The sequence below is a fragment of the Arthrobacter sp. genome (genome assembly GCF_030540645.1).
Taxonomy (GTDB): domain Bacteria; phylum Actinomycetota; class Actinomycetes; order Actinomycetales; family Micrococcaceae; genus Specibacter.
On record NZ_JAUNVV010000007.1, the window covers coordinates 17,701 to 29,596 of the forward strand.

Annotated in this window: 10 protein-coding genes; 6 read left to right on the top strand and 4 right to left on the bottom strand. The window is 58.7% G+C overall.

What is annotated here, in order from left to right; all coding sequences use genetic code 11:
- Positions 1-195 (bottom strand): hypothetical protein (locus Q4P21_RS02595; protein WP_303387303.1); only part of this gene is annotated, 195 nt, incomplete at its 3' end.
- A gap of 119 nt (positions 196-314) precedes the next feature.
- Entirely contained in the window at positions 315-1,178 is an 864-nt protein-coding gene (locus Q4P21_RS02600; protein ID WP_303387304.1) for a hypothetical protein, read from the bottom strand.
- A 311-nt stretch (positions 1,179-1,489) separates the two neighbouring features.
- On the opposite strand from Q4P21_RS02600, the gene Q4P21_RS02605 reads away from it, so the two are divergent.
- The 3 genes from Q4P21_RS02605 (at position 1,490) to Q4P21_RS02615 (ending at position 6,656) form a co-directional block, all read left to right on the top strand.
- Entirely contained in the window at positions 1,490-4,645 is a 3,156-nt protein-coding gene (locus tag Q4P21_RS02605; protein ID WP_303387305.1) for a DUF3427 domain-containing protein, read from the top strand.
- Positions 4,646-4,804: 159 nt separating this feature from the next.
- On the top strand, positions 4,805-5,587 hold the full coding sequence (locus Q4P21_RS02610; protein WP_303387306.1) for a glycosidase: 783 nt from the start codon (positions 4,805-4,807) through the stop codon (positions 5,585-5,587).
- 172 nt (positions 5,588-5,759) lie between these two features.
- On the top strand, positions 5,760-6,656 hold the full coding sequence (locus tag Q4P21_RS02615) for a site-specific DNA-methyltransferase (protein WP_303387307.1): 897 nt from the start codon (positions 5,760-5,762) through the stop codon (positions 6,654-6,656).
- A gap of 78 nt (positions 6,657-6,734) precedes the next feature.
- Here the strand turns inward: Q4P21_RS02615 and Q4P21_RS02620 are convergent, their stop codons facing one another.
- Both Q4P21_RS02620 and Q4P21_RS02625 read right to left on the bottom strand, forming a co-directional pair.
- A complete protein-coding gene (locus Q4P21_RS02620) occupies positions 6,735-7,130 on the bottom strand; it encodes a hypothetical protein (protein ID WP_303387308.1) in 396 nt (131 codons plus the stop codon).
- A gap of 28 nt (positions 7,131-7,158) precedes the next feature.
- On the bottom strand, positions 7,159-7,524 hold the full coding sequence (locus Q4P21_RS02625; protein ID WP_303387309.1) for a hypothetical protein: 366 nt from the start codon (positions 7,522-7,524) through the stop codon (positions 7,159-7,161).
- A gap of 366 nt (positions 7,525-7,890) precedes the next feature.
- Here Q4P21_RS02625 and Q4P21_RS02630 point away from each other — a divergent pair, with 366 nt between their 5' ends.
- From Q4P21_RS02630 to Q4P21_RS02640, 3 genes are all read left to right on the top strand, one after another.
- Entirely contained in the window at positions 7,891-8,013 is a 123-nt protein-coding gene (locus tag Q4P21_RS02630; protein WP_303387310.1) for a hypothetical protein, read from the top strand.
- A 263-nt stretch (positions 8,014-8,276) separates the two neighbouring features.
- Positions 8,277-8,861 carry a hypothetical protein gene (locus Q4P21_RS02635; RefSeq protein WP_303387311.1) on the top strand — a complete coding sequence of 195 codons (585 nt, stop codon included), beginning with the start codon at positions 8,277-8,279 and terminating at the stop codon, positions 8,859-8,861.
- Positions 8,862-9,038: 177 nt separating this feature from the next.
- On the top strand, positions 9,039-11,896 hold a 2,858-nt coding region (locus Q4P21_RS02640; protein WP_303387312.1), incomplete at its 3' end, for a DUF4011 domain-containing protein.

Sequence of the window (11,896 nt, forward strand, 5' to 3'; positions counted from 1 at the left end):
GTTCTCGGCTGCCACAGCCGGGGCTTCGTCTCGGCCAATCCTGCACAAACTGACGACGGCGGACACCTCACCCAACGCTGCCGGCAGGCCGCGTTGGGTGGCTGCATCGGTTGACCCCAGGAATGGCAGCTGTGCCGATCCGCCGATCCAAACCCCGGCATCGTCCGGATGCTGCCACGGCAGTCTCAATTCCACCGCCGGTCCATAGGAATCCGAGAGAGGTTGAGCATGACTGTCACTGTCGTTTATCACGTTGCTGACACCGGTACGGCAACCTTGGAGGAAGGGAGTGACTGGGCGCAATGCCAGTTCTGTTAGCGGATCTCAATCCATTGAGATTCCCATTCACCCCCCGCAGGCCGAGCTAAGAAATGGAACCAACCTCCACTATGAGCGCCGGGCACCCTGCCGAAGATCAGTGCATGCTGACTTATGACTTGAGATGTGGGACCCGAAATCTCCACTTTTTCCTCTTTGCCATTCGGGCCTCGGTAGAACGCTGATTCCATGTCGATGTCCACGGTCGAGCTGGGACTATAGGAGTCGAATACAAACTGCAGGAGAGTGCCGCCCACGGAATCGGTGGCTCCTTTGAACGTCATGGTCAAAGGGGTCGTGACGTCTGCGGTATCGCGAGGAGCAAGTGTGAGCGAACCAATCGGAACTGATTCCTCCGTGAAATCCTCAAGGCGATGATTTTCATCAAATCGAAAATTAGCATAGGTGATGCAGTTCTTGTCGTCGTGGCGTGAGCATGCCTTTACACTCCCAGATTCTTGGTGTATATTCCGTAGCCCCGACAGCGTGGTCTCTAAATCGGTGGAATTATTTGCTTGCCAGCCAGCCCACTGGTTTTGTATCACAATCGCGTGTAGGGCCGCAGGCGAGTTGGGAGAGGCATACGTCAGGGCAGTTCCGACTCCTGAGGCCCACTTGCCATCAGGATTCTCTGCCGTCGCAAAAATGGCCTCAAAGTACTTTTTGGCGGCATGATCATTTGCGCTAGAGTCGCCGGGCATCGGCCATCCAAGAAATGGCCACAGGAAGGACGCGCTCGATATGATTAGTGCCAAAACTGCAATGATCATTGAACCGCGATCGCCGCGGCTTTCTGTTGCGGGATACCGTCGATCATCTGCCGCGTTCTGTGGCTTTTTCTTACGCCTGTTTGCTGACATGGTACAGCGTACCTACCGCGAGGCTAGTCTGTCTGTAGTTGTATTCGACTGCCAGTCCGAAAATGTAGTTTGTTCTCTCGGGCGTGCCGAAGATATGAGTGTGTGACGCCTTGGCTGCTCCAGCTGTGGTCGGCCAAGAACTGGGATATGTCTTGTCTTGGCTGACTGCGTTCCCCTAACGCAGAACCTTGGACAGCGTCAGTTGACGAGCTTGGATCAATTGAGTGGCTCCGCAGAAAAGGCTTTGGATGGAATGACCCGAAACCATGTCTTCGTTCGTCGCTGTCCCACCAATCGCATACCCTGGCCTGGTGAACACATTTGATGGGGGAGAACCGGCAGATTTGCTGGTCGAAGGGCTTTACGAACTGCTGCACACCGATGACTTGGGAAACCGGCTCCAGCTGGTACCGGAGCTGCAGCAGGAGCTTGTCCAGGTTGATAAGGAAAACTCGCCGGACGTCCTTGCCCGTCACGTTGCCGACGCCGTCCGTGAACTACTGAACGGCACCAAAGCCGAAGAACGTGTTGCGAAGACCAACCAGATTCTGAACGTCATTAACCCAGGCAATAAGGTCACCACAGGTCCTCAGCAGCTTCAGTCGCTGCATCGGCCTGACACGTTGAAACGCCGTCAGCTGCGCCGACCAACAACACTGCTCAGCGATAGCGCGCTACTCACCAACGGCAAGGACGACCCCAACCTTGCCGCAGAAATCAGGACCGAGATTGAATCCGCAGATTCCGTTGACCTACTCTGTGCGTTCATCCGATGGACGGGCATCCGCCTCTTGGACTCAGCACTCCGAGGCTTAAAGGAACGCGGTGGAAAACTGCGGGTCATCACTACAACATATATGGGGGCCACTGAACGACGGGCCATCGACCATCTCGTCAATGCGTACGGGGCAGAGGTCAAGATCAGCTACGAGACGCAGTCCACTCGGCTTCACGCAAAGGCCTGGCTTTTTCGCCGCAACACAGGGTTCGACACCGCCTACGTCGGCAGCTCCAACTTGAGCCGGGCAGCGATGCTGGACGGGCTTGAATGGAACGTCAGGCTCTCCAACATTGGAACGCCCGCCCTGCTGCAAAAGTTCGCCATCACCTTTGACAGTTACTGGGAACAGCGGGCCTTCCAGAGCTATGATCCGGAGCTGGACGCCGGTAAGCTCGATGCAGCCCTCGCACGCAACGGCGGCAAGTTCACGGCCGCGCCGGACACCCTTACCGGCCTGGAAATCCAACCATTTCTCCACCAGGAAGAGATGCTTGAGGACCTCGAGGCCGAACGAACCAAGGGTTTCCACCGGAACCTGCTCGTTGCGGCAACAGGAACAGGTAAAACTGTCATTGCCGCGCTCGACTACAAGCGATTGTGCGAAGTCGCCGGGCGGGACCTTTCACTGCTTTTTGTCGCCCACCGCAAGGAAATCCTGCAACAGTCAATGACGACCTACCGAAACGTCATGCAGGACGGCGCCTTCGGCGAGCTCTACGTCGGAGAGCACAAGCCCAAGCTCTGGAAGCATGTCTTCGCCAGCGTCCAGTCACTTTCTGCCAAAGGCATCGGTGATTTGCCTGCGGACCGTTTCGACGTCGTCGTCATTGACGAGTTCCACCATTCGGCAGCGCCCACCTACCGAAAGCTCATTGACCATCTCGAACCCACGGAACTTTTGGGGCTCACGGCTACACCCGAGCGCGGCGATGATATCCATGTTGCAGACGTGTTCTTCGAGGGACGCACCGCCAGCGAGCTGCGATTGTGGGACGCACTCGACGCGGACCTGCTCGTTCCATTCCACTACTTTGGAGTCTCTGACGACGTCGACCTGAGCCACCTGGAGTGGAAGCGCGGCTCCTATGATCTTCAGCAGCTGAGTCAGCTCTACACCGGCAATGACGCACGAGCTGCAAAGGTCATCAGAGAGCTGAGGGACAAAGTCACAAGCACCTCGGAGATGCGCGCCATTGGATTCTGCGTTTCCGTTCAGCACGCCGTCTACATGGCTGAAGTGTTCAATAATGCCGGGATAGCCTCGGTCGCCGTGTCAGGCAAGACGGACGACGTCGAACGTGCGCTTGCGCTGAAAAGGCTGCGTAAGCGGGAGATCAACTGTATTTTCGCGGTCGACCTGTTCAACGAGGGCCTGGACCTGCCGCAGGTGGACACGATCCTGCTTCTGCGGCCCACTCAGAGTTCCACGATATTCATCCAACAACTGGGACGCGGGCTGCGCCGTGCGCCCGACAAGGCGGTGTTGACTGTCCTTGACTTCATTGGGCAGCAACACCGAGAGTTCCGCTTCGATGTCCGGTACCGGGCACTGACCGGATACGGGAAGAAACAGCTGACGAAAGCCGTCGATGATGATTTTCCGTTCCTGCCGTCAGGCTCTCAGATCGTGCTTGACCGTGTAGCCAAGGAAGTCATTCTGACCAGTCTGAAGGCTCAGTTGAAATTGAACCGGCCGAGCTTGGTAAAGGACGTAAAGTCCTATGCTGAAGTGCTCCTTGCCGAATACTTGGCGAAGTCAGGGAATGACATCAAGACGATTTACCGCTCCACTAAAGACTCCTGGACCGGCTACCTGCGGAAAGCGAATTTGATTGAAGGATTCTCGCCTGCAGAATCCTTGATATCAGGCAAGCTGGACGAACTCGCTTATGCGGGGGAGGCAAAGCTGCTATCCCGAATGGCAGCTCTCATCCACGTCGATGACCAGGAGAGAGCAGACGCATATTCAATGCTCGTATCCGCCGACGCCCCCGCGTACGACGACCTGACACCGCGTGAACAAGTCTTCGCCAGGATGCTCTTCTATATTTTGTGGGACGATGCGGGAGGGTTTGCGTCCTATGATGCCGGGTTCAAGCATCTGCGAAGCTATCCCTTCGTTTGTGACGAAATCCAGCAGCTTGTCGCTTTGGCGGCAAAAGCCTCGAAGCGTGCTGGAAAGAGTCTGGGCATGGAATTGGCCGGCATCCCGTTGCTGTCACACGCCACCTACCGACGCGAAGAAATTCTTGCAGCTCTGGAATTTGGTTCGTTGCAAAAGGGAAAGAACGTCAGCCACCGCGAGGGTGTTGCTTGGTGCCCGGAAACGAAGACGGATGCCTTCTTCGTTACTCTGAACAAGGATGAAGCCAACCATTCGGCGACGACGATGTACAAGGACTATGCGATTAGCCCTGAACTATTTCACTGGGAATCTCAGAACGCGACATCGCCATCCAGCCCGACAGGACGACGCTATTTAGACCGTAAGTCGCATAGTTCACAGATCGTGCTGTTCACCAGAGAAACCGCAGAAGATGAGACCGGGCTGACCATGCCCTATACGTGCCTGGGTCAGGTTGACTACGTCCAGCACAAGGGTGAGAAGCCGATCGCCATCACTTGGAAGCTGCAAAGGGCGATGCCTGCTGATGTGTTTGCTGATGCAGCCGCAGTGGCGCAGTAGCTATTTCGGGATTTTGACGCCTACCCCGCATAGTCGCCGGCACGTACTTCCTCTCAGCAATTTCGACACGTTGACCCCACAACCACGTCACATACTGGCCGGTATCTGCGTACCATGCCACAGTATCCTTGTACCCCGTTTTTTAAAGGAGATCATGCTGTGAGCATTCGAGACAACACCAATCGCCGACTCAAAGAAGTTTTGGACATCATGGCCGCAGGATCGCGGCTGGATGCCAAGCCCAACGGCGGTGAGGTTTTGGCCGAAGCTGTTGCCCGAGTTCCGTTCACCGCGGAAGAATCCGAACTGCTCAGCGGCGGCATTCCCCGCGGCCACAAGAACCTCACCAAGGCTACGGCAATCCTCGTCAAGGCCAACTGGATGACCAAGGGTCGCACCGGCTGGGAGATCACTGACAACGGCTTGCGTGCCACCGTCGTGTTCAACACCGTGGACAAGCTCATTGAAGCTCTGGCAACAGGCGCTGAAGCCCCGGCTGACACCCCGCTCCCGGAAGCGTCTGCCGCTGAGCCGACCGCCGAGGCCCCGACGGCAGAGGACACGGAAGCTGCCCCGTCTGACAACGGTGCCGCTGCACCTGCCGCCGAGGAAGCATCAACGGATGAGTCCGACGTCGTGCTGGAAGACCAGCCCTCATCAGTGGCGTTGGCTGGAAACTTCGGCGCCGTGCTCGGTGCTGAGAACTGGGATCCGAGCAGTGACGCTGTCCAGATGGCGCTGGATCCTCAGCACGGCGTTTGGAAGCTCACCGCGGACCTGCCCGCCGGGCACTACAGCTACAAGGCAGTGGTGAACGGCTCGTGGGATGAGAACTACGGTGCATTTGGTGCCATTGACGGCGCCAACCACGAGTTCTCCCACGACGGCGGACCCGTGACCTTCCACTACAACCACGCCACCAAGGACGTGCTGCGCGCCTAACCCACCTGGTGCCGGCAAGTTCCAAGTTTGAATGACTGTCCAGGGACGGTCACCGAGACGTGCTCGATGACCGTCCCTGTTTGGTGTGCAGCAACTGCTTGGCGTTCGCCGACGGTCCAGCACAAGTCGCGCCGGTTTCGGCCAAGTCCAGCCGCCGGGCTAGCCTTGATGCATGACACAAGACGCGCAGGACTTCCAGCAGTTGCCTCTCTGGCAGGGCAAGGCGGAGAGCCTGGTGGTGGAGGGCGACAACCTCTCCTACCTGCGCACGTTGCCGGATGAGCGTTTCCGGCTGATCTACATCGACCCGCCGTTCAACACCGGCAAGGTCCAAGCCCGCCAAAACATGACGAACGTGCGCAGCGAAACCGGCTCACGCGTTGGCTTTCAGGGTCGCAGCTACGAGACCATCAAGGGCCTGACGCTCAGCTATAACGATTCGTTCGGCGACTACTGGGAGTTCCTGGAACCCCGGCTGGAAGAGGCCTGGCGCCTGCTCGCCGACGACGGCACCCTCTACCTCCACCTCGACTACCGCGAAGTCCACTACGCCAAGGTCCTCCTCGACGCGCTCTTCGGCCGCGAGTGCTTCCTTAACGAGATCATCTGGGCCTATGACTACGGCGCCCGCGCCAAAAAGAAGTGGCCCGCCAAGCACGACAACATCCTCGTCTACGTCAAAAACCCCAAAACGTACTACTTCAACAGCAGCGAAGTGGACCGCGAACCGTACATGGCCCCCGGCCTCGTCACACCCGAAAAAGTGGCGCTTGGCAAACTGCCCACCGACACCTGGTGGCACACGATCGTCTCACCCAACGGCCGCGAAAAGACCGGCTACCCCACCCAAAAACCGATCGGCATCCTGCGCCGCATCATCTCCGCGAGCAGCGAAAAGGGCGACTGGGTGCTCGACTTCTTCGGCGGCAGCGGCACTACCGGCGCCGCGGCCCTGGAACTCGAGCGCCGCTTCGTCCTGGTCGACCAAAACCCCGAGGCCATCGAGGTCATGCGCACCCGCCTTGACCCCGGCATGGTCACATTCATCAAGCACGACGCCGGCCAGTAGTTCCGCTGGCATCCTCGGCGTGCGCCGTGGTTTCGCAGGCGCCCGCGGCCCTCAGGCCCTCAGCCCTGCCGAGTAGGTTCAGCCGAGGGGGACCAGCCATTCCGCTGTGAGGTAGAGGAACGCGGCCAGGGTCAGTACTCCGGTGAGGATGGCAACGAGCCAGGGGGTCCGGCGTCGTGCCATGACTGCGAAGCCCAGCAAAGGCGGGAACGCCAGCATGGCCAGCGTGCCGATGTACCCCAAGACGCCCAAGGCAATTCCGGAAGCTGTCACTTGTCCATCGAGAGGGCCGGACACAAAAACGGTGGACACCAGGGCCAGCAGCACAATCGGATAGGCCAGCAGCAGCCAGCCAACAACGGTGATCAGCATGCCCCACCACAGTGAACGGGGCTTCTTGGCGGTGGCTGCTGGAGACTGGGCACGTGAAGCGGGAAGGCGCTGGGACGGTATCTCGCGATGGGGACGGGGCATGGCTACATTTTGGCATGCCTTGCTGGGATCAACCCAAGTTGGACAACCAGCGGAACAAGAAATACAAAATGACGGCGACGGTGGGGATGCCGGTGATCAAGGCAGCACGCCACATGGCACGTTCTCGGTAAATCACGGCCTGGCCCAGCAGATGCGGGGTGGCGATCATGCAGAACAGCAATATTGCGCCCAGAAACATGAGCCCGACGCGTGCAGGCGCGGCCATGCCGGCTGAGGGATCCAGAACAGAGGCGAAGATCATCACCGACATGAGGACGATCGGCAAAATGACCACCACCCAGCCAATGAGCGACACCACGGTACCGGTGAGCTGGGAACGGGTCTGCGGCGAACTCTTGGTGCCAGGTGTCGGGTGGCTGGATGCGTCGGTCATGCTCCATTTGTATCAGCATTGGCTGAAATCTTCAGTTTCGTCATGGTTCCGCGGCCGTGAGGAAGGGGGTCCTTTACGCCCTTGAAGCGCCCATTCGCCGATGACGGTGCCAACTTGCCAGTTAGGCGTATCTTTTCGGCCAGCGGGCGAGTTGGCCCCTTCCTCATCGAAAACGGTGTTTCTTGACGCCGTTGTCAGACGCTCGGATGCGGTGAGGACGGGGTGTTCTTGCAGTGAGCCGGGGAAAGCGGGGGCGCGGCGACCACTTTGCCTGTTTATGCGGTAGGTAACTGCTGTTATCCACAGATTCGCCCGTTTAACCAAGATGCCATTGAAGCCCCGAGCGCGGTTCTCCAGAATTGGATTATGGAACGTGTAAAGCTGGAGCAGCGTCTTACACAGGCGTGGCCTAAAAATATGACGATCTCCACTACGGCACAGCTGGCGGATGCGGGCCTGGGGGCCAGATCGCTCGCCTTGGCACTGTGAACCAAGGACTAGTTTTTAGACTGCGCAAAGGTGCCTATGTCCGAGCTGAGGATTGGCGCGAAGCTAAACCATGGGACCGGGATAAGTTGCGGCTCTTTGCACACATGATCACAGTGAGAGGTGAATCGACCTACTCATATGCAAGCGCTGCACGCTTGCATGGACTGTTCGTCTGGAACTGTGGCTCGGCAGTGCACGTGTCCGTTCCCTCGGCAGCTTCTGGAACGAGCGGCGCCAAAGATGTTGTGGGCCATCGTGAGGATGTGTCTGTCAACGACCGCCAAACACTGATCCTGCGCGATGGCTGGCAGGTGCTTGCGACCACACTGGAACGAACAGTAGTTGACTGTGCCAGAGGGGAGGGGTTCGCCGCAGCCGTGGTCATCGGCGACCATGCAGTGAGAAACGGCGCATCCATGGATACCATGTGGGCCATGGTCAATGCAGCTCCTGGCCGTCGGGGAGTACGTAAAGCGCGTCGGGTGTTGCGTGCATTGGATGGGAGATCCGAGTCGCCGGGGGAGACGCGGACAAGGCTGATCATCGCTGAGATGAACATTGCCCAGCCGGATCTTCAGGTGGGATTGGTGGTTGCTGGCTACACCTACCGGCCGGACTTTCTTTGGAAAGAGCAGAAGCTGATCGTTGAGTTTGATGGTGACTCCAAGTATTTCTTGTATAGGCCCACACCCGAAGTCCTTTTGGCCGAGCGGAAACGTGAGAAACGGCTCATGGAGGCCGGTTGGAGTTTCGTGCGTCTGGAATGGCACCACTTAGCTAACCCAGCGGAAGTGAAACGCAGAATCTTGACGGCTTTCCATACGTGTCAATCGGCTATTGCCGCCTAGCTTTTCGTCAAACGCCGATCGGGTGCGTCCGCCAACCGCTGTGCTGCCGACGTCGTACTTGGTTCATGATGCCCTCCAGCTGAAGTGTCAATGGGAGAATGGTGGGGAAATACTGGTCTTGAAGGCTGCCGTGGGCAGCATTTCCGTGCTCTTGCGCGGCACGAAAAGGGGAAAGCCATGGTTCTTGGAGTGGGCAACAAGCCGAACGGGGCTGAGCTGGCCAAGCTGCAGAACCAGATGAAGGCTTGGCGGGAGGATTTACTGGCGCTCGATCGGCGGCAGAAACTGCTGTACTTCCAGCATCCCAAGGTGGGCTCCTTCGAGTTCCTGCTGCCCAAAATGGGAGAGCTTGAAGAATGGTTGGAGAACGGGCCCATCCACCTCGCCTCCCATGAGACTGAGCTGCAGGACCGCCCCAGCGCCGAGGCATTGGGTCTGCCGACCGGCAAGAAGTCTCGGGTGGCGACTGTGCTGGACAAGACTGACATCCAGATCTTGAGCACATGCAAAAGGCTGTACCAGCGTTCCGAGCAAGAGTATGCGGACCGAGGCGTTTGGATACTGTACATCGGTTTGGGCATGCTGAACTGGATCGACCCAGTTGACCAGAAGCCGGTCTGCAGCCCTTTGAAACTCATCCCCGTGCGGCTGGAAAGGTCGGGGACCAGGTTCCAGCTGCGACGCACGGGCGATGAGGCGGTGCTGAATACCTCGCTCGCCTTGAAAATGGCCCGGGACTTCGCCATGGAAATGCCCACGTTCGACGATTCGGATTTCACCGTTGAGGAAGTCATTGGGCGGGTCGAAGAAGTCATCGCTGGTGAGCCGGATTGGTCCATCGACACTCGCAGCATTCTGATGACCTTCACGTTCCACAAGGAGGCAATGTTCCAAGACCTTGCCCATAACGAGGAACAAATCCTTTCCAGCGAGCTGATCCAAGTCATGGCTTTGGGGCCTGACGCCAGCAGTGCGGACAGCTTTGACTTCGAAATGGCCGACGACGCACAAATGGACATACTCGTTGAGCCTGAAACGCTGCACAGCATTCTGGATGCCGACGGCAGCCAGCGCAAGTGCATCATTGCAGCCCGGGAAGGCCGCAGCTTCGTCATGGACGGGCCTCCCGGCACCGGCAAGAGCCAGACCATTGCGAACATCATCGCCGAACTAATGGCCGTGGGAAAAACCGTGCTGTTCGTCAGTGAAAAGGCTGCCGCCTTGGATGTGGTGCGCGACAGGCTTGCCGCACGCAAATTGGATCCGTTCCTGCTTGAACTACACAGCCACAAGGCCACACGGAAACAGGTGGTGGAGACCCTCAACAAAGAGCTGACCCGGAAGCCGGTGGGGCGCAGCAAGTTTGACCGAACTGACATGTCCAGGCTGAAGCAGTCGCGCATCGGACTCAGCGGCTACGCCGCCGCCATGAATGAAGCCCGTGTGCCGCTGGGCCGATCCTTCCACGACGTTCTTGGGCGGCTGCTGCAATTGGCCGAATATGAGAAGTATCCGGCGGGGGAGAGCAGCACGATGGCCGGTCTCAGCGCGGAGCATCTGGGTGAGATCCAGCGTAAGGGCGAAGAGCTCTCCCGCGCCTGGCGCCCAGCTCTTGAACAGGAAGACTTCCTCTGGCGCGGGCTCACCGGTACACGACTCCAGGCGGATAGTGTCAGGGACTGTGCCTTCGCCGCCGCGGAGGTTGCGAGGTTGTCGCAACGGCTCGAGGCGCAAGCCTTAAAATTCGATGGCAGACTGCCTTTTCTCAACTTGGACATCAGCCGCTCTGGGGTTGAGCAGCGCAAGGTACTCGTAGACCTGCTCAGCCGACGTCCGGCGGCACCCGATTCTTGGCTCACCGGGACCTCGATAGCCCCAGTGGAAGCCCGCATCAAGGAATGGCAGCACAGCATCTCCACTCGTGCTGAGCTGAAAACGAAGATTGGCGTCGCGTTCCCCGTTGCCTGGGGGACAGGCAACCAACCCCTGATTTCCGGCTTGGACAAACTCCTCACCTCCACACCGGAAATACCGACCCCTGGCGGTTTGCACAATAGAACCGTCACTGCGGCTGGAACATTGCAGGCCGAGATCCGTGCCATCAGGGTGGAGATCTCCAAGCTGTCACCGAAAGCAACCAGGCTTGCAGAACTGTTCCAGGTCGATCCCTCCACTGTGAGCCTGCGCAAGTTGGCTGTTCTATGCTCCTTGGCGGCGCTGAGTGAAAATGGCGCCAAGCCCGAGGCCGACTGGTTAAACCCTGAAGTCCAAGGGACTCTGGTGGAAAGCGCAAGGGTGCTTAGCGGCGTTGTTGGCATCGTCCAGCAGAGGCGGAGCGAGTTGCAAAAGGTCTTCATTGACTACGCCCTGCAACTCGATTTGAAGGCCCTGCAGCAGCGATTCGAGCATGAACATGTGGGTCTGAAGCGGTGGTCCAAGCGGTCACGGGCGGACCGCAAAACCCTGCGCGCTGTCACCGTGGGCGGAGCGGTGAACAAAGCTGTCATCGCCGCCCTGCCCGGTGCTGTGGCATGGCAGTCTGCGCAGGAAAACCTCTACGTGACGGAGCGCCAGCACGGACCCCGGCTCAAGAGCTACTACCAGGGCATGCAAACGGACTTCGGCCGCGTTGATCAGGCCATCAATCTTGCCCGGCGCGCGGCGCAGATGGCGGGGGACGACGTCGGACTTGTTGGTCTTGCTGCGCAGTTGTCCAACAGCGTTGAGTCGGACAGGCTGCTGGTTCCCTTGTCCAGCGATGTCGCCGAGCACCGGGAAAAGCTGAACGCGCTCATGGCAGGCACCTTCGATCAAGACTTCCGAAACTGGTCGGAGCAGGCGCCGTTGTTCGACGTGTTGGGATATGTGCAGATATTTGCTGCCAATCTTGCTGCCGGTGATGATGCTCTGGCGCGGCTCACGAACATGGGCGCCGGTCCGTTGACGTTGGCGCAGGCGGCCAGCGCACTGGGCAGAATTTCCGAGCTGGAGGACCTTGACCTGAAGCTCGACGGCGCGGCTGCCGCCGACTCTGC

Coding starts and splice junctions, on each gene's coding strand:
- Q4P21_RS02600 (WP_303387304.1), bottom strand. CDS start 1,178: ATGTCAGCAAACAGGCGTAAGAAAAAGCCACAGAACGCGGCAGATGAT.
- Q4P21_RS02615 (WP_303387307.1), top strand. CDS start 5,760: ATGACACAAGACGCGCAGGACTTCCAGCAGTTGCCTCTCTGGCAGGGC.
- Q4P21_RS02630 (WP_303387310.1), top strand. CDS start 7,891: ATGGAACGTGTAAAGCTGGAGCAGCGTCTTACACAGGCGTGGCCTAAA.
- Q4P21_RS02625 (WP_303387309.1), bottom strand. CDS start 7,524: ATGACCGACGCATCCAGCCACCCGACACCTGGCACCAAGAGTTCGCCG.
- Q4P21_RS02620 (WP_303387308.1), bottom strand. CDS start 7,130: ATGCCCCGTCCCCATCGCGAGATACCGTCCCAGCGCCTTCCCGCTTCA.